This window comes from Nocardia sp. bgisy134 (assembly GCF_057708325.1).
Genome location: NZ_JBYIRW010000005.1, coordinates 246601 through 263821 on the forward strand (window position 1 = coordinate 246601; position 17221 = coordinate 263821).

14 protein-coding genes, 1 tRNA gene and 1 other RNA gene are annotated in these 17221 nt (G+C 68.4%); 9 read left to right on the plus strand and 7 right to left on the minus strand.

Annotation, left to right across the window (positions count from 1 at the left end; translation table 11 throughout):
• Positions 1–26: 26 nt before the first annotated feature.
• Positions 27–710 carry a hypothetical protein gene (locus tag AC3ERS_RS11975; protein WP_431966583.1) on the minus strand — a complete coding sequence of 228 codons (684 nt, stop codon included), beginning with the start codon at positions 708–710 and terminating at the stop codon, positions 27–29.
• A gap of 80 nt (positions 711–790) precedes the next feature.
• Positions 791–1468: a hypothetical protein gene (locus tag AC3ERS_RS11980; protein WP_431966585.1), complete on the minus strand. Its 678-nt coding sequence runs from the start codon at positions 1466–1468 to the stop codon at positions 791–793.
• A 166-nt stretch (positions 1469–1634) separates the two neighbouring features.
• On the opposite strand from AC3ERS_RS11980, the gene AC3ERS_RS11985 reads away from it, so the two are divergent.
• On the plus strand, positions 1635–2465 hold the full coding sequence (locus tag AC3ERS_RS11985; RefSeq protein ID WP_431966587.1) for an NmrA family NAD(P)-binding protein: 831 nt from the start codon (positions 1635–1637) through the stop codon (positions 2463–2465).
• Positions 2466–2620: 155 nt separating this feature from the next.
• On the opposite strand, the gene AC3ERS_RS11990 is transcribed toward AC3ERS_RS11985, so the two are convergent.
• The gene (locus AC3ERS_RS11990; RefSeq protein WP_431966589.1) at positions 2621–3040 is read right to left on the minus strand and encodes a hypothetical protein; all 420 of its coding nucleotides are present in this window, start codon (positions 3038–3040) and stop codon (positions 2621–2623) included.
• A 751-nt stretch (positions 3041–3791) separates the two neighbouring features.
• Between AC3ERS_RS11990 and AC3ERS_RS11995 the strand changes: the two genes are divergently transcribed.
• Positions 3792–4811 carry an alpha/beta hydrolase gene (locus AC3ERS_RS11995; RefSeq protein WP_431966591.1) on the plus strand — a complete coding sequence of 340 codons (1020 nt, stop codon included), beginning with the start codon at positions 3792–3794 and terminating at the stop codon, positions 4809–4811.
• A gap of 184 nt (positions 4812–4995) precedes the next feature.
• Here the strand turns inward: AC3ERS_RS11995 and AC3ERS_RS12000 are convergent, their stop codons facing one another.
• Both AC3ERS_RS12000 and AC3ERS_RS12005 read right to left on the minus strand, forming a co-directional pair.
• A complete protein-coding gene (locus tag AC3ERS_RS12000; protein WP_431966593.1) occupies positions 4996–6888 on the minus strand; it encodes a vWA domain-containing protein in 1893 nt (630 codons plus the stop codon).
• A 283-nt stretch (positions 6889–7171) separates the two neighbouring features.
• Positions 7172–7259 (minus strand) — tRNA-Ser (locus tag AC3ERS_RS12005).
• A 150-nt stretch (positions 7260–7409) separates the two neighbouring features.
• Between AC3ERS_RS12005 and ffs the strand changes: the two genes are divergently transcribed.
• Both ffs and AC3ERS_RS12015 read left to right on the plus strand, forming a co-directional pair.
• Positions 7410–7504, plus strand: an RNA gene (ffs, locus tag AC3ERS_RS12010) — signal recognition particle sRNA small type.
• Between the two features lie 221 nt (positions 7505–7725).
• The gene (locus AC3ERS_RS12015) at positions 7726–9015 is read left to right on the plus strand and encodes an aspartate aminotransferase type Ic (RefSeq protein ID WP_431966595.1); all 1290 of its coding nucleotides are present in this window, start codon (positions 7726–7728) and stop codon (positions 9013–9015) included.
• Positions 9016–9089: 74 nt separating this feature from the next.
• Here AC3ERS_RS12015 and AC3ERS_RS12020 read toward each other — a convergent pair whose 3' ends face one another.
• On the minus strand, positions 9090–9896 hold the full coding sequence (locus tag AC3ERS_RS12020) for a methyltransferase domain-containing protein (RefSeq protein WP_431966597.1): 807 nt from the start codon (positions 9894–9896) through the stop codon (positions 9090–9092).
• Positions 9897–10033: 137 nt separating this feature from the next.
• Here AC3ERS_RS12020 and AC3ERS_RS12025 point away from each other — a divergent pair, with 137 nt between their 5' ends.
• The 3 genes from AC3ERS_RS12025 (at position 10034) to AC3ERS_RS12035 (ending at position 13082) form a co-directional block, all read left to right on the plus strand.
• Positions 10034–10618 (plus strand): HhH-GPD-type base excision DNA repair protein, encoded by a 585-nt coding sequence (locus AC3ERS_RS12025; RefSeq protein WP_431966599.1) that lies wholly within the window; start codon positions 10034–10036, stop codon positions 10616–10618.
• A 115-nt stretch (positions 10619–10733) separates the two neighbouring features.
• The gene (locus tag AC3ERS_RS12030; protein WP_431966601.1) at positions 10734–11450 is read left to right on the plus strand and encodes a DUF8020 domain-containing protein; all 717 of its coding nucleotides are present in this window, start codon (positions 10734–10736) and stop codon (positions 11448–11450) included.
• 363 nt (positions 11451–11813) lie between these two features.
• The gene (locus tag AC3ERS_RS12035) at positions 11814–13082 is read left to right on the plus strand and encodes an ROK family transcriptional regulator (protein WP_431966603.1); all 1269 of its coding nucleotides are present in this window, start codon (positions 11814–11816) and stop codon (positions 13080–13082) included.
• 61 nt (positions 13083–13143) lie between these two features.
• On the opposite strand, the gene AC3ERS_RS12040 is transcribed toward AC3ERS_RS12035, so the two are convergent.
• Positions 13144–14769 (minus strand): DUF2207 family protein, encoded by a 1626-nt coding sequence (locus AC3ERS_RS12040; protein WP_431966605.1) that lies wholly within the window; start codon positions 14767–14769, stop codon positions 13144–13146.
• 299 nt (positions 14770–15068) lie between these two features.
• Between AC3ERS_RS12040 and AC3ERS_RS12045 the strand changes: the two genes are divergently transcribed.
• Entirely contained in the window at positions 15069–15992 is a 924-nt protein-coding gene (locus AC3ERS_RS12045) for a neutral zinc metallopeptidase (protein ID WP_431966607.1), read from the plus strand.
• A 1-nt stretch (position 15993) separates the two neighbouring features.
• Positions 15994–17184, plus strand: coding sequence for a neutral zinc metallopeptidase (locus AC3ERS_RS12050; protein WP_431966609.1), 1191 nt, complete (start codon positions 15994–15996; stop codon positions 17182–17184).
• Positions 17185–17221: the final 37 nt, after the last annotated feature.

A 17221-nucleotide genomic window follows, 5' to 3' on the forward strand; every position in this document is an offset into this window, starting at 1 on the left:
CTGCGCCAGTCCTTTTCGCGCTCGGGCTATGCCACGGACGGTGCGGGGACGCGCTCCGGTGCGGTAAGGGGCTCCAAGCCGAGTTCGGCTCGCGCGGCCTTGATGACCGAGAGCTCCTGTTCGACGGTGCTGGCAATGGCCTTGTGCCACAACGTCCTGATGTCGTCGAGGTCGTCCACGGTCGCGTCCCCGTCCAGGGTGAGGGTCAGCTTCTGGACGGTGATGTTCGCGGCCGCCGTGAGCGTACGCAGCAGATCTTCACAGCGGTTGGGGATGCGCGGGCTCGACAGGATGCGCAGCCGGGTGACCGATCCTGTGCACTGCCCAATGCTTTCGTGCAGATCGAGACCGAAGCGGTCGATCTCGCCGAGGTAGGTGAAATCCTGGCTGGACAGCTGCTGCCGGACGGTGGCCGAGGTCTCCAGCAGGGTGGTGACGGCCGCCAGCACCGATTCGCGCCGCCACTTCTCGTGCTCGCGCTGTTCGGCGGCTTCGGTATTGCGTTGCGCGGCTTCCAGTGCGGACCTGCTCCGCTCGTCGGCCGCCGCGTTGACCGCCTCCACGTTCCGCTGCGCGGCCTCCAGCGCGATGCTGCCGCGCTCGTCGGCCGCGTCGATCGCCCTGCGATTCGTGCGGTTGGTGATGAGGACGCCGACCAGTACGACGAAGGCGACGACCAGGGAACTGAAGAGGGGGAGCCACTGAGTCACCCCGGAATCATCGCAGCCGCGTCGCGTTCCCGCCGTCGGCCTCGCCGACATTGCGCGCGGATGTCGGAAAGCCCGCTGGTTCACCCGAGGTCGCCGCGGGCCTTCTCCAGGAACTCTCCCTTGAGCTCCTCGGCTCGATTGATGAACTGGACGAGCCCGTCGCTCAACTTGTGCGAATCCTGCCTCCACTGCTCGGCGTCGATGGTGGGAAGGTTCTCGAAGTTGGCGTATCGAGCGTTGAAGGGCTCCCAGGTATCTCGGAAGTAGGCATTCGCCAGGTCCAGGAATCGGCTTGCGACCGAGTACACCTCGCCGCTCCCTGCGAGCCAGACCGCGTTCAGCGCGTTGAGGAACTCCTTCCCCGGCGTGGCAATGTCGGCCATCTTGGCGCCGACCAGGTCTCTCGGAGCGTTGCCCGACATCGCCGCGCTGAGGATGCTCAACGACATCTCGTAGTTCGTCAGGGCGGTCAGGAACTCGGTGTAGACCTTGTGCCGGTCGGTGCGCAGTGCCTGCGAGAAGGTGAGCCCTTGATCGCGGTTCGCCTCGTTGATGCTCACGTACACGGCCGCGCCCGCCGAGACGAAACTCGAGACCAGCGCGGCGCACAGTGCGGCGATCAATGTGTACCGCCCGCTGCGTTCGGCCACTTCCAGCTGACCGACTCCGCGACGGCGACGCCTTCCGTGCGGCGCAGCCTGCGGTGGCTGCGCGGCAGTCGCGTCGATTGTCGGCCCGGCTGACGATTCGGGTGTCATCGCTCCCTCCAGTCCGAACACCGCCCGAGACCGATTCTGTCATAGTCATCGCACATAAGTCGGCATCGTCGCTGTTCCGGGGCCCGGAGGGTGGGCCACCAGAATTCGGGGCCTTGACCTCGAGTCGACTCGAGCTCTTAGCGTCGGCGCGGTGGAAGGAAACAGCGTGACAACACTGGTAACAGGCGCGACCGGCAACACCGGTCGCCACGTCGTGGCAGAACTGATGCGTCGAGGCGAGCGCGTGCGGGCACTCACCCGGAATCCCGCCGCCGCGAAACTCCCGCCCGGAGTGGAACTTGCGGCGGGCACGCACACCGCACCCGAGACCTTGGCCGAGGCGCTCGACGGCGTCACCCGCCTGCACATCACCGTGACGGCCGGACTGGCCGAGGTCGGTCCAGAACTGGTCCGCCGGGCCGTCGACACGGGCGTCCGGCGCATCACGGTCGTCTGGGGCGGCGGTGTCGGCCCGGTCGAACAGGCCGTGGCCGACTCCGGCGTGGAGTGGACGCGGCTCGAGCCGCAGGAATTCATGTCCAACACGCTGACCTGGATCGACTCGATCCGCGCCGAGGGCGTGGTGCGTGAACCCTACGACCACCCGAGCGCCGTGGTGCACGAGGCCGACATCGGCGCGGTGGCCGCCGCCGCCCTGATCGAAGACGGCCACGCGGGCCGCGCGTACAACCTCACCGGCCCGCAGCCGCTGACGCTGCACCAACGGCTCGCGATCCTGTCCGAAGCGGTCGGTCGCGACATCGCCTTCGACCGGATCTCCCATGCGCAGGCCGTGGAACGGCTCGTGGCGACCGGCGTCTCCCAGGCCGACGCCGAGTACGTCATCGGCTGGTACGCGGAACCGCCCGAGGAATCGGCAATCGTCGACGACACCGTTCCCCGTGTGCTCGGCCGCCCGGCGAGGACCTTCGCGGAGTGGGCCGCCGAACACGCGAACCGCTTCCGGAGTCCCGCTCCGGTGGGCAACGCGCGCTGAAGCCGGTGCGCTGACACCTTGCGACAAAACTCCGGGCCCGCACGTCGCCGTTCGATGGCTCCGCGCGGGCTCGGTACATCCGCCCACGCCGAATCACTCGAGCGGGCGCTCACATCGCTCGATGATTGCTACGGCATTTCGTGGGACAGGCTCGGTCAGCTGCTACCGAACAATCCGAACGGGAACATATTGTTCAATCCGCCACCCCAACCCTGGTCCCAGCCGCGCTCGCACCGGTCGTAGCCGCGATCGCTCCAGCCGTAGCCACCGCCGCCGTAGCCGCCGTAGCCACCACCGCCGTAGCCGCCGTAACCACCACCACCGCCGTAGCCGCCGTAGCCGCCGCCCCACCAGTTGTCGTAACCACGTTCGCAACGGTCGTAGTCGCGATCGCTATTGCACATGAAACCGCGTTCGCACGGCGGGAAATCGGTCTGCACGATGCCGGGCGACGATGCGGGCGCGGCCGTCGCGGGGGCCGCCGCCACCATCGGAACTGTCATCGCGGCCCCCACTACCGCTAACCCCAGGAGAAGGCGCGCCCTGCCCACCTCACGGATCTTGTTGGTGTTCATCTCTGCCTCTTCCGGCGAGCCCGGCATGCGGCCTGGACAACTCGCCGATCGGTCGGTCGGTTGGTTGACATTCCCCGACTTCCTCGATCCTAGGCGCGCCCTATCGGTTGCCACCAGTGTGCGGGCACCCGAATTTCCGGGAGTTCCACTCGTCGTGCGGGCAGTGCCACTCACCCGGATCGGGTACACCGGCCCGCCGGAGACGGGCCGTCCGGCTTCGTCTGTTCCCAGCTCGGCGGCTTCGGAACCTGGATGGTGGGCCAGCCCGGACGCCGTTCGGTGGAGAACACCGCCGCGGCCGATTCACCAGCGGAGCACGGTGTCGTCGCCGGTGAATCCGACGTCGGCGCGCCACACGCGCCCGCGCGCATCGCCGCGATACAAGCGAGCACCAGGCGACGCCAGGCACCTCGGAATACCGCCACGGGACAGAGTATTTCGGCAGCGACCGGGCATGAGCGCGCACTCGGGGCGCTTCGTGCGACTCTTGCGGCCCGAAAAAGCCGCCGAATGACGCTGTCGAGTAACGGTTTTGGCTCCGCGGAAGACTTAGTTCGGGGGAGATGGGCCCACGCGCCTGTCCGAATACAGTAAGAGAGTGATCGATGCCCTGTCGAATACCGTGTGAATCGGCCCGGTCGCGGGCCGGGATCACGGCGCGACCACGTGTCGCGGACGATCGGTCGCTGGGGGAAACTACTTCGACGACAATGTGGCCGACGATGGCCCGTGGAATGGAGCCGACTGTTCGATGAAGCTTTCCGCACTACGCAGCGTGGCCGCTCTGCGGACCGCGGCCCTCACGCTGACCGCCGCATTGTCGGTGGCAGTGGTCGGGGGCGCCGCTTCGGCGGAGCCGCAGAAGCCCTCGGCCGTGACGTCCGTCGTCAAGGAGGGGCGCACCTGGCACCTGAAGGTGTACTCCGCGGCGATGGACACCGAAATCAAGGTCGACGTGCAGCGTCCGGCCGACGAGTCGACGCCCGCGCCGAACCTCTACATGCTCAACGGCCTGGACGCCGGTGAAGGAACCGCCAGCTGGCGGGCCGCCACGCACGCGCTGGATTGGCTGGCCGACAAGCAGGTCAACGTCATTCAGCCGATCGGCGGTCGCGGCAGCTACTACACCGACTGGCAGCAGCGGGACCCGGTGCTCGGGCTGAACAAGTGGACGACCTTCTTCACCGAGGAGCTGCCTCCGCTGCTGGACCAGACGCTGAACTCGACGGGCCTCAACGCGTTGGCCGGTCTGTCGACGTCAGGCACGTCGGTGTTGCAGCTGGCCGAGGCCAAGCCCGGCCTGTGGAAGACGGTCGCCGCCTACAGCGGGTGCGCGCAGATCGCCGACCCGATGGGGCAGCAGTTCGTCAAGCTGGCCACCGAGACCTGGGCGGGCGGCAACACCGTGAACATGTACGGTCCGGCCGACAGCCCGCTGTGGGCCGCGAACGACCCGGTCCTCAACGCGGAGAAGCTGCGCGGCACGCTGCTCTACGTCTCCAGCGGCAGCGGCATTCCGGTGATGGAGGATGTCCAGTACTACCTGAGCACCGCACCCGGACCGATGGGCGCGGTCAACCTCAGCCTCGGTGTGATCATCGAAGCGGCCGTCAACGGCTGCACCGCCAACCTGAAGAACAAGCTGGACTCGCTGAACATCCCGGCGACCTACCAGTTCAACCCGGTCGGCACGCACTACTGGCCGTACTGGGAAGAGGCGCTGCACGACTCCTGGCCGCTACTCGCCCAGGGCATGGGGCTGAACGGCTGATGCCCGCGCGGGAGGGGTCCGTCGACGGACCCCTCCCGTGAGTTCGGATGAAGCCGACCGCTGAAAAGCTTCCGCGCGGGCGGGTCGGTACGAGATTTCGTACCGACCCGCCCGCGCGGTTGTGTTCAGGCTCCGGTGTCGGCTCGGAGTCCGGCCCGGTGTCGAGCGGAGTCCAGTTCCAGATTCAGCGCGAGGACCGGCTCCGGCGGCGTGCGAGTGCGAAGCCGATGATCGCGGCGAGGACAGCGCCGCCGACGACGCCGACCGCGGCGAGCGCAATCCACTTCGTCGCTGACGAATCCTCGCCGGCGCTGTCGGCGGAGTGCACGATCGGTTTGCCGCTCGGGCCCGCGTCCTCGCCGAAGATGCCTCCGGTCGTCCCGGCCGAGTAGGCGGGGCCTGGTTCGGGGTTCCCTGCGACGGTGAGGTCGAGTCGCATGGGGACCGGGGTGGCGGCGCCTTCGGTGAAGGTCGAGCCCAGTTTCACCGCGATGTAGTACCAGCCCGCGACCGACTGCTTACGGACCTCGGAATCGTTGGCGTCGCGATTGGCGTAGCGGATCGGCGCGGTGGCGATCGCCGGGCCACTGGTGGGCAGCACGCCTGCTCGTCCGGTGTAAGCCGTTGTGTCGGAGTCGATTTCCTCGGCGAGTGGCGAGTACAGGGTGGTCGCGATGTTCGAGATGACGTCCACGCCCCGTCCCCCGTTGTCCTCGAAGTGCACCCGGTAGGCCAGGCCCTGGCCCCAACCCAGCCGCACCCGGTAGAAGACGTACTCGCCCGGCCGCAGCGTATCGGCGTAGCGGCCGCTGCCGTCGAGTGTCACCGCCTCGGTGAACGATCCGGCGCCGGTCACCGGAGTGCCCGGACCCGACGATTCGACGAGCGTCGTCTTGGTCGTGACGCCCGCGGGGCCGGGATCGGTGACGCCCGGTTCGACGCCGATGATCAGCTCGAGCGGCAGCCGCGGCGGCACGCCGTCCGAAACCCGGTCCCAGGTCAGCGTGAAGTAGTACCGGCCGTCACCCTTGCACTTGTCGCTGCCGCCGCCGGTGCGTTGCTTGGTCGCGCCGTCCCAGGTCTGGGTGACGGTGAGGGCGACGCCGTCGCTGGACCTCGTCGCCTGGTCGGTTTCGAAGGACAGGCAGTCCTCGCCGTCGCGGCCGTAGACCCGCGACTGGAGAGTGTTGAAGTCGTCGGTCACCGATACGCCCGACACCCTCGGGAAGGAGACGATGCCGGTGAAGTACGCGGTGGCGCCGGCGGGGACGTCGACCGCGTAGTAGCGAGTCTCTTCCTGCCCGATGGTGTCCAGGTAGTGGCCCGCTCCGGCCACGGGCGCGCTCGCGTAGTTCCCCGCGCCTGTGATCGGTGTTCCGCTCGCGCGATAGTTGCGCAGCGCGGCGGTGCTCACGCGCGGCAGGATGTCTTTCAGGGCGGTTCCGTCGACGGCGTCGTTGTAGGTGCCCCCGGTCGATTCGGCCATGCACCGCAGTTGTGCGCGGGCCTTGTCGTCCACCGCGAATCCGATGGTGTGCACGACGAGATCGAGGCCCTGCTGCTTCAGCTCTCGCGCGACGTCGCACGGATCGGGCGGCGAACAGGTGTCGTCGCCATCGGAGACCAGCACGATCGAACGCGGTCCGGACTTCGGCAGCGCCTGTGCGGCCTCCCGCAGCGCGGCGCCCATCGGGGTCCACCCGCGCGGCTCGATGCCGTCGACCGCGCTGATCAGCGCCGATCTATCGATGGTGTCCGGCGGGCGAAGGACCCGGACATCGCGGCAACCGGCCGCCTTCTCCGCTTCGGTGTTCCCGGTGCCGGTGCCGTAGGTGGTCAGCCCCACCTTCGCGGCGGCGGGCGCGGACTCCACGAATGTGCGGACGGCGTGCTTGGCCGCGTCCATCATGGTGCCCGCTGGGTCGGGCCGTTGCATCGAACCGGAGGCGTCCAGGATCAGCATGGTGGGCGCGTACTGCGCGGCGTCATCCGCCTGCGCCGCCGTGGGCAGCGCTACGGGCACACAGGCGACCACACCCGCTGCGATAACTGCGGTGAGCTTGGAATATATCGACATAACGGCACGGACGCTACCGGCCGGAACATCGCTCGCCCAGTCAAAACCGCTGCATGCCCGGATTTTTCGGGGCGGTGCGGGGATGAATCCGCAGGAAAGTGAAGAGGCTGCGGGTGGTGCCGTGCACTATCCGAACGAGGCATTTTCCGGTCGGATGCGCAGTGCGCCTGGTGACGTCACCCGTGGCCTCGCCGACGAAGCATCGTGGGGTCGGGATGCCGACTGGCGAACGACGAACGGCCCAGGTCGAGAAACGGAGAACCGTCTTCGACCTGGGCCGTTGTGGCGGAGGATAGGGGATTTGAACCCCTGAGGGCGTTAACCCAACCCGCGTTCCAGGCGAGCGCCATAGGCCACTAGGCGAATCCTCCGTGGAGCAGCATACCGGTTGCCCCCGGTCGGACGCCAAATTGCCCCGGTGAATAGGTGGTTTGTCCTGGTCGGACGGGGTTCGGAGGTCGTAGCGCAGGGGCGGGAACGGGCCCATTCGGACGGAGCGGGGATGACCCGCTACACTGGCCGACGGATCCCGCGCGGCGCGCATCCTGTGAACTCCCCCAGGGCCGGAAGGCAGCAAGGGTCAACGGGCTCTGCCGGGTGCGCGGGGTCCCCTATATTTCCGGCCCTGCCGAAGTTCGGGCGCTCCCCGTTGGTCCCAAGCGAAGTCGCGGAATGGCGCGGCCGGAGAAGTCCGTCATCGGACCGCGAAGGGCCGGAGCGAAGGCAAAGGTACGCCTCCAATTCCGGGCAACACACGGGTAACGTGGTCAACGGTCCACCGACGGTCGTCGGTACGGACGTCACACGCCCCTTCGCTGCTTCGAAAGGCTGCTCAGGATGCCCCGGCAAACGCAGATCGGTTTGATGAGCCATGAGGAGCTCGTGTCCGAACACGAGACCCAGACCGCGAACTACGCGACGCTCCGGACCGAGAAGCTCACGCTGGACCTGACGAGGGGAAAACCTTCGCCGGAACAACTAGACCTGTCGGCGGAACTGCTCTCCCTGCCCGGCGACGGCGACTACCGGGACGGCACCGGCACCGACTGCCGTAACTACGGTGGGCTGCACGGTCTCCCGGAGCTGCGCGCCATCTTCGGTGAGCTGCTCGGCATCCCGGTCGAGAACCTGCTCGCGGGCAACAACGCGAGCCTCGAGCTGATGCACGACGTCATCACCTACGCGATGCTGTACGGCACCAACGATTCCGAGCGTCGCTGGGCCGCCGAGCCCACGCTGAAATTCCTCTGTCCCGCACCGGGTTACGACCGGCACTTCGCGATCACCGAGGCCCTCGGCTTCGAGATGATCCCGATCCCGATGCGCCACGACGGTCCCGACACGCATCGTATCGCCGAGCTGCTCGCCGCCGACCCGCAGATCAAGGGTCTGTGGGCGGTGCCGAACTACTCCAACCCGACCGGCGTCGTCTTCTCCGAAGAGGTTGTGCGGGAACTGGTTTCGATGCCCGCCGCGGCGCCGGACTTCCGGTTGTTCTGGGACAACGCCTATGCTGTGCACCCGCTGACCGACATCGCCGCGCCGGTGTTCGACGTGCTCGGCCTGGCCGCGGCCGCCGGAAACCCGAACCGGCCCATCGTCTTCGCCTCCACCTCGAAGATCACCTTCGCGGGCGCGGGCGTCAGCTTCCTCGGCGCGTCCACCGCGAACCTGGACTGGTACCTCTCGCACGCGTCCAAGAAGAGCATCGGCCCCGACAAGATCAACCAGCTGCGCCACCTGCGTTTCTTCGGGGACGCCGAGGGTGTGCGCGCACACATGCAGAAGCACCGCGAGATCCTGGAGCCGAAGTTCGCCCTGGTGCTGAAGATTCTCGAGGACCGGCTCGGCGCGTCCAAGGTCGCCTCGTGGACCGAGCCGAAGGGCGGTTATTTCATCAGCCTCGACGTGCTCGAGGGCACCGCGGCCCGGGTGATCGCGCTGGCCAAGGACGCGGGCATCGCGCTGACCGCGGCGGGTTCGGCCTTCCCGTACCGGAACGATCCGGAGGACAAGAACATTCGCATCGCCCCCAGCTTCCCGAAGCTGCCGGAGCTGGAGAAGGCGATGGACGGCCTGGCCACCTGCGTCCTGCTGGCGGCCACCGAGAAGCTGCTCGGCAAGTAACCGGCAGAGAGAACGACGGCCCTCCGCACACCGGTGCGGAGGGCCGTCGTCTTTTCAGTCCCGAAGGGCTCGGCTCAGTGCGGCTTGTGCGCCAGCACCGCGAACATCGTCACCGACAGATGAATGTCGCCGCTGTCGGCGCCGCGCTCGAGATCGGCGAGCAACCGGTCGCGCTGGGCCTCGGTGATCGAGCCGCGCGCCACCGCCATGGCCGAGATGCGGGTGACCAGCGAGCCGGGACCCACGCTGCGGTCCTGCACGAGCGCGTGCGAGCCGACCTCGTCGATCACCAGGCCTGCCTGGGTGAGCAGGCCGGGCAGCCTGCGCCCGGAGAGCGGGTTGGTGGTGGCCGAGACCAGCGTGTCCAGCACCTGGCGGACCACCTGCCGGTCGCCGGGGTGCACGATCGCGGTGTCCCAGTCGACGTCGACCACCACGACGCGGCCGCCGGGGCGCAGCACCCTGGCGATCTCGTTCGCCGCGCGGCCCGGCGCCGTCAGATGCTGGAAGACGCGCTCGCAGAGCGCCGCGTCGAAGGTACCGGCGCCGAACGGGATGCCGTAGGCGTCGCCGGAATGGAACTTCGCGCGCGAGCCCAGCTGCGACGCGCGGCGCTCCGCGGAGGCGAGCAGGTGCGGGTCGGGTTCCACGCCGACCGCCTCGCCGGTCGGGCCGACCGCGTCGGCGAAGGCGATGACCTCCGTACCGGTGCCCGATCCGACGTCGACGGCGTGTTCGCCAGGTTGCAGTGCGAGCGCCTCGTGCGCCCAGGTGCGCAGTCGCCGGATGCCGGGTAGGGCGGCTTGCAGGTCGCGCACATCGACCAATTGATCCTGGCCCGCCGTGTCGAAGCGATCCGGGCGCAATGAGTAAGTGTCCATGGGCGCGTGTCCGTCCCTAGGTATTGCCGTCGTCTGAGGCATGGCCAGAGCCTACGCGCGGCTGTGGCGTGCCGCACAGCTGGACGCGGGTGAGATGATCGACTGACGAACGCGCCGACAAGCCGAAAGGAACGACGGTGACCGTCACACTGTGTCTCGCGCAGGAACCGGAGGCCGACAAGCTCCTGTCGGAGGACCCGTTCGCTCTGTTGACGGGCATGCTCCTGGATCAGCAGTTCCCACTCGAACACGCTTTCCGCGGTCCGAAGAAGATCGCCGACCGGATGGACGGGTTCGACATCGGCAAGATCGCCGAAGCCGATCCCGAGGCGTTCGAGGAGCTCGCCGCGACGCCGCCCGCCATCCACCGCTACGGGCGGTCCATGGCGCGGCGCACCCAGGAATTGGCGCGTTACGTCGTCGAACACTACGACGGCGACACCGCGGCGATATGGACGAGCGGCGATCCGGACGGCAAGGAAGTGCTGCGCAGGCTGAAGGCATTACCGGGCTACGGCGACCAGAAGGCGCGTATTTTCCTGGCCCTGCTCGGCAAGCAACTCGGGGTGCGCCCGAAAGGCTGGGAAAAGGCGGCGGGCGCCTATTCGGAGAAGGACTCGCGACGCTCGGCCGCCGACATCACCGACGCTCAGTCCCTGCTAGAGGTGCGTGCGTTCAAGAAGAGGGTGAAGGCCGAGGCGAAGGCCGCCACGGCGAAATAGCATTCGCTCCCCGATTGCCCATTCGAATCTCGCTGCTTTTTTCTCTCGTACAAGACGGGCCGGTGCTCGATGCTTTTCCCTCGAACACGCTCCATCGGATGAGGGATAGCAGTACATGAAAATCAGGAAGCTCGCCGTGGTCGCGGCACTCGTGACCATGGCGACCGGCGTCACCGCGGGAACCGCGGTGGCCGGTCCGGAGACCCCCGCCGGGGACGTCATCAACTACACCGCCACCCAGACCGAGACTGCGGCGATCATCAGCACCGACGCGGGCTCGCTCGTCGCCGAGGACGGCGCCCTGAAGATCAAGGCCGCGGACGGCACCGTGGTCGCGGGCACGCCGCTGAAGTTCCGGCTCGACGAGTTCGAGTTCCCGATCGCGGCGCAGATCTCGGATCGCACCGCGACGCTGACGCCGCAGCTCGATCTCGACCACGCGGCCTACAAGCCGGTCGCGCTGCCGTTCGAGGACAAGGCGCCGTGGAAGACCGAGTACGACCGTGAGGTCGCCGCCTGGACCCGGTTGACCAGCACCATCAGCATGGGCGCCACGATCGGCACGCTGGTCGGCGGCCTCGGCGGCGCCGCGGTCGGCTGCGTGGTCGGCGGCATCCTCGGCGGCGCCGCGGTCGGCGGCACCATCGTCGGACTGTTCGGACCCTTCCTGCCCGCCGCGGCTGTCGGCTGCGTCGCCGGTGCGGCCGCGGTCGGCGCGCTCGGCACCATCGCGGGCCAGATCTTCGTGACGGCGCCGGTCGCCATCGGGGCGCTCATTCAGTACTTCACGACGGTCAACGCGCCGTTCAACGCGCCCGCTCCGGCGAAGTAGCCCGTTCTCGCTTCCTCGGTCGTCACTGCCGTGAAAAACGGCCCCGCCCGATGCCTTTCGCATGGGCGGGGCTTCGTCGTGTCCGGCTCCGACCAGGCGAAACGGTGTGTCCTCGAGCACCGGGATTTGCGGAAGCTTGGTGCGCCGGTGAATTCGGTGTTACCTTTTTCTTCATGTCCATCAGCAGCCTCTCCGCCTTGCGGGTCACCTACGTGACCGCCGCGCTCGGCCTGCGGCTGCCGCTGACGCGGGAGCTGTGTTGCTCCCGTCGTTGCAGCTGAGCCGCCCTTTCGGCGCGCGCTGCCTCGTCGCCGCTCGTGTAGGCACGTCCCGTTCGACGGGATTTCAGCAAGGACTCTTCATATGTCGATCCCTACCCTGGAACGATCCGCTTCGCGGGTCGCTACCGGTCGTGTCCGCGTCCAGCGTCCCGTCGTGGCGCCGGAACTCCGCATCTCCGACAATCCGGCGGCCGCCGTGCTACGCGCCGCGACCGGCGGGCCGGTCTCTCGCGACAATGCCGCGCGCACAACGGGTTTGAGCATCGCGACGGTCAACCGCCAGGTGTCGTCCCTGCTCACCGCCGGCCTCCTGCGGGAACGGCCGGACCTGACCACGTCAGGCGCGGTGGGCCGCCCCCGGGTGCCGTTCGAGGTCGACTACGACACCTACCTGACCCTCGGCATTCACATCGGCGCCGCCGCGACCAAGATCGTGGTAGCCGACCTGCGCGGCCGAATTCTCGGTGGGCTTGCCATCGCCACCCCGCAAACCGGCCAGGAGTTCGCGACCACGACCGTGGCGCGCAGCGCGAAAGCCTTTCTGCAGCGCTGGCATCGGCGAAAACCGCTGTGGGCAGGCGTCGCGATCGGTGGTCGCGTCGACCCGCTGACCGGCGTGGTCGATCACCCCAAATTGGAATGGAAGGGCGCCCAGATCGGCGCCGTGCTCGGCGAAGTGCTCGAGCTGCCGGTCTCGGTGGCGCCGCACGTCGAGGCGATGGCGGGCTCCGAACTGCTGCTGCCGACCCCGGAACCGCCCGAGGGGCAGCAGCGCGGCAGCAGCCTGTACTTCTATGTGCGTGAAACCGCGGGCATCGCGGTCACTCTCGACGGCCGCGTGCACACCCCGAGCAACGGCCCCGGTTCGATCGCGCATCTGCCCACCGGCTCCGACGTCGAATGCACCTGCGGCAGGCGGGGTTGCTTGGAGGTCACCGTGGGTGACCGTGCGCTGCACGCGCGGGCGGTCGGTCGCGGAATCATCCCGGCGCACAACGGGACCGCGGGTTCCACCATCGCGGATCTGTACCGGGCGGCCACGGCCGGTTCGGTCCCGGCGCGCGAACTGCTCGCGGAGCGGGCGGCCATGCTGGGCAGCACCGTCGCGCTGGTGCGCGACATGCTCAACCCGGATCGCGTCATCCTCGGCGGGCAGGCCTTCACCGGCTACCGGCCGGGCATCGCGCACGTCGCCGAGGCCTTCCGGCAGAGTTCCACCCTTCCGCCGACCGACATTCGCATCAGCGGATTCGGCGGCAAGGTCCAGGAATTCGCCGCCGTGGTGACCTCGCTCAGCGCGCTCTACGCGGACCCGCTCGCCGCCATGCGACGCACCGCGTTCGCCGACTGATACCGAAACGCCGAAAGGCCGGGTCCTCCTCGGAGAACCCGGCCTTTCGGTATGTGCCCGCTCAGCGGGCCGACGATCCGGTGAACAATCCTTCGAGCGCCGTGATGAAGAACGGGAAGTGGGCGGCGAAGCGGTGCAGGTTCTGGTCGCGTTCGAAGCTGCCGAACCAGTAGAGACCCGGCTGGGCGTCGGCGGCCGGATTCAGGTCGCGGAACGCGCGGATCCAGTTGTCGGCGCGGCCGCCGATGACGGTGAACGGCAACGCGCGGGAGAACACCGTCTCCTGATCGGTCGGCGGAATCTGTTCGCGCCGAGTGGCATCCAGGCCGCGTTGCAGGGCGCGCACCTGCGAGGTCAGCTTGCGGCCCGCCTGGGTGCGCACCGGAAGGTACTTGGGCAGCAGCACGGTCGCCACGCCCGCGAGCAGGATCGCGACGCCGACCAGCGCGGAGCCCGCGGTGACGGCCAGACCCACCGTGGCGGCAATGCCCGCGACGATCAGCGCGCCGCCGACCCAGACCGGCAGGCCGATACGGGACCGGTCGGCGAAGGCGCCACGCCGCACCGCGTCGTCGACCATCGCCCGGCGGATCGGCTCGGCCTGCACCCGTCCCGGCGCGCGCAATTCGGCGACGGTGACCGAGTCGGCGCCTTCCGGCAGCAGCGTCGTGTACACCGCCTTCTCGTAGTCGCGTAGCTGGTCGTCGACGCCGTTCACCCGATTGATGCGCCAGTCGCTGTCGCTGATCGGCGTCACCCAGATGTAGCGGCGCACCGCGAGATCCACCACGGTGGCGGCGATATCGATGGCGTCCGCGTGCTCGTCGAGCAGCACGCCCGCCTCACCGGGCAGAATGCCCTCGGGCGAGGTGAACTGCACCTGGTTGCCGTCGCGCAGCAGCGGGTCGACGGTGTCGGAACCGGTTCCCGCCGCGGCGTTCTCGCGACGCGCGCGCAGCACGAAGACGGCCAAGCCCGCCAGCGCGAGCAGCAGCACGCCGAAGGCGGCCAGCACCGGACCGGTCACCGAGAACGGACCGGGTGCGTTCGCGTCCTCGATGTCGGCGTTCGCGGGGACGGTACCCGGCGGCAGTTGCAAGGTCAGGTCGATGGCGTCGCCCTTGCGCAGGTCGGTCTGCTCCAGCCAGAGCACGCCGTCGGATTCGATCCGGACGTCGGCGCACGGCCTCGTGTTGCCTGGCGGCCCGAGTTTGCAGTCCACGATGGCCATTTCGTAGCTCGGGCTGATCAGCGAGGCGCTGATGGAGGCGATGTCGGTGTTCATCACACCTAGCCAGTGGAAAACCTGGGTGCCGGGCGCGTCGCTGACGGTGTTGTGGATCGAGTACTTGTAGCTGGACTCACCGGGTTTGGCGTCGATGGTGAACTGATCGTTGGCGACCGTCGCGGTGCCCGCGCCCTTGGCGTCGATATCGGTGACCTGGAAGCGCCGTTCCACGTCGTCGCGCAACTGAAGGCGCAGCGGCAGTGACATCTTGAACGATTCGCCGGATGGCACGGTCACCGTCTCGTCGACTTCGAGCACGCCTTCGCGGCTGAGTTTCAGATCGGCGACGATGGTCACGCCCTCGGGCGTCGGTTCGCTCTTGGCACCCGGCGCGGTGGCCACCAATCCCGCGGCGGCGAGCATCAGCACGCCGGCGGCGGCCCCCCGAAATGTCAGCATGAGTGCCTACTCTAGACAGGTTGCTATTCTTCGTCAGCGGCTGTCGACGATCATCTGATGCGAGGGGGTACGGGGGAGTGACCCAACCACCGTACGGATATGGACCGGTTCCACCTGGTGGACACCCCGTTCCGCCGCCTGGCTACGGACCCCGTCCCGGTTACGGGCCCCCGCCCGGATACCCGCCGCAGCCCGGCTACGGTCCGCCGCCGGGCTATGCGCAGCATCCGGGATACGCTCCGCCGCCCGGCTATTCGGCGCCGCCCGGCTACGGTCAGCCGCCCGGGTACCGCCCGCCGATGCCGCCCCCTATGCCCTACGGCCCGCCCGGCCGTCCGCCGTACCCGCCGCGCAAGAGCGGGGGCGGAGGAAAGATCGTCTCGCTGCTGCTCATCGTGGTGTTCCTGGTGGCGGGCGCGTTGGTGCGCACCGCGATTCGCAGCGACCGCAACGACCGCGCCTCGGGGCCGTCGCCGAGCTTCACCTACACCCCCGACGGGTCGCAGGGCGCCGCGGAGACGGGCAACAACCCGCTGCTCACCGATCCGAACGCGACGCTGATCCCGGCCGACTGCGATTACACCCCCTGGAGCACCCAGGTCGAGACCGCGCGCAAGTTCTTCGAGACCGCGGCGGGCTGCCTGGAGTCGGTGTGGAAACCGGTGCTGCAGAAGGCGAATTTGCCGTTCACACCGCCGACGCTGAACGTCAGCGCCTCCACCGCGGGCATCTCCACGCCGTGCACGGGCACCACCACCAACTTCGCCGCGTTCTACTGCCCGGCGAACAAGACCATCTACATGCCGATCAGCCAGTTGCAGACCGACCTGTTCAAGGACAATTGGGTGGTCTACCTCTCGGTGTTCGCGCACGAGTACGGCCACCACGTGCAGGCCATGTCGGGCATCCTGCGCAAGGCCAACAGCGAGCGGGTGGACGCCGGTGCGCGCAGCCAGCGCGGACTGGAGCTCTCGCGGCGAATCGAGTTGCAGGCGCAGTGCTTCAACGGCATGTACCTCGGGTCCTCCGAGGACGGCGGTTCGCTCTCCTCCACGCAGATCGGCGTGGCGCGGCGGGACGCGCACGGCCGAGGCGACGGACCGACCGACGCGCGCGACCACGGGTCATCGGAGAACAGCGGCGACTGGTTCGAAGAGGGCGTGGACAAGAACCGCACCAACCAGTGCAACACCTTCACCGCTCCGGCAGGCAGGGTGAGTTGAGATGACGACGCCGCCTTACGGTTACGGACACCAGCCACACTATCCGCCGCCGTACGGCCCGCCGCCCGGGTACGCGCCGCCGCCCGGATATCCGCCGCCGGGTTACCCGTACCCCGGACACGCGCCGGCTCCCTACGGGCCGCCGCCGGGCTATGGCGTTCCGCCTTACGGGCCGCCTGGTTACGGGCGCCCCTATCCGCCGCCTCGGCGCGGTGGCGGCGGAGTGGGCGCGGTGTTCGGGGTGCTGGGAATCTTCCTGATGGTCGGCGCGCTGGTCGCCGCGGCGGTCGCGGTGGCGAGCAGCGAGAGCGAGAACGACCGCAGGACAACGGCGTACACGCCGAGCTACACCTATACGCCGACGATTCCTTCGTCGTCCGCGGCGACGACCACGTCGGCGGCACGTCCGACCACCGCGGCGAGCAGTCCGGTCCGCACCACCTCAGCCACGCCGACCAGACCCGCCGGGCCGCAGCCGGTGGCGAAGCTCGGCGATCATCCCCTGTTCACGCACGTGGACACGGGATTGAACAACATCCAGTGCACGTTCTCGCGCTGGGCCCCGAATGTGGCCGCGGCCCAAGCGTTCTTCCAGTCGGCCTCCACGTGCCTCGGGCAGATGTGGAAAGCGCTGCTCGATTACGAGAACCTGCCGTTCTCGCCGCCGAACATCAGCGTCCCCGCCCGCGGCGTCGACGCGGTCTCGCCGTGCACCAGCGCGGGCGGCAACTACGCGGCGTTCTACTGCTCGATGAACAACACCATCTATATGCCGCTGGACAAGATCCAGACCAATTTGTACGGCGACAACTGGGTCATCTACCTGACGGTGTTCGCGCACGAGTACGGCCACCACGTGCAGGCGATCAGTGGTATTTCGAAGCGCACGCACGAGGAGCGCTACAACGCGGGGCCGCGCAGCGCGCGGGGCCTCGAGTTGTCGCGCCGCATGGAGCTGGGCGCGCAGTGCTTCGGCGGGATGTTCATCGGCTCGTCGGCCTATGTCGGTTCGGTCTCCGGGGCGCAGGGCGAGAACACGGTGCGGGACAACTACACCCGTGGCGACAACCCCGGTGACGCGCGCGACCACGGATCGAAGCAGAACTACGGTCTCTGGTACGAGTACGGCTATCGGAACAACCGGGTCCAGAAATGCAATTCCTGGGTTGCCTCGGCCGATGCGGTGTCCTGAGCTCTTCGGCCGATCAGGTCCGGCCCCGGCCCGGCAC

Bases quoted from the DNA above. Each gene is read 5' to 3' on its own strand.
- AC3ERS_RS12040 (WP_431966605.1), bottom strand. From the start codon at position 14,769: ATGCTGACATTTCGGGGGGCCGCCGCCGGCGTGCTGATGCTCGCCGCC.
- AC3ERS_RS12045 (WP_431966607.1), top strand. From the start codon at position 15,069: ATGCCGCCCCCTATGCCCTACGGCCCGCCCGGCCGTCCGCCGTACCCG.
- AC3ERS_RS12000 (WP_431966593.1), bottom strand. From the start codon at position 6,888: ATGTCGATATATTCCAAGCTCACCGCAGTTATCGCAGCGGGTGTGGTC.
- AC3ERS_RS11995 (WP_431966591.1), top strand. From the start codon at position 3,792: ATGAAGCTTTCCGCACTACGCAGCGTGGCCGCTCTGCGGACCGCGGCC.
- AC3ERS_RS12015 (WP_431966595.1), top strand. From the start codon at position 7,726: ATGCCCCGGCAAACGCAGATCGGTTTGATGAGCCATGAGGAGCTCGTG.
- AC3ERS_RS11990 (WP_431966589.1), bottom strand. From the start codon at position 3,040: ATGAACACCAACAAGATCCGTGAGGTGGGCAGGGCGCGCCTTCTCCTG.
- AC3ERS_RS12030 (WP_431966601.1), top strand. From the start codon at position 10,734: ATGAAAATCAGGAAGCTCGCCGTGGTCGCGGCACTCGTGACCATGGCG.
- AC3ERS_RS11980 (WP_431966585.1), bottom strand. From the start codon at position 1,468: ATGACACCCGAATCGTCAGCCGGGCCGACAATCGACGCGACTGCCGCG.
- AC3ERS_RS12035 (WP_431966603.1), top strand. From the start codon at position 11,814: ATGTCGATCCCTACCCTGGAACGATCCGCTTCGCGGGTCGCTACCGGT.
- AC3ERS_RS12020 (WP_431966597.1), bottom strand. From the start codon at position 9,896: ATGGACACTTACTCATTGCGCCCGGATCGCTTCGACACGGCGGGCCAG.
- AC3ERS_RS12050 (WP_431966609.1), top strand. From the start codon at position 15,994: ATGACGACGCCGCCTTACGGTTACGGACACCAGCCACACTATCCGCCG.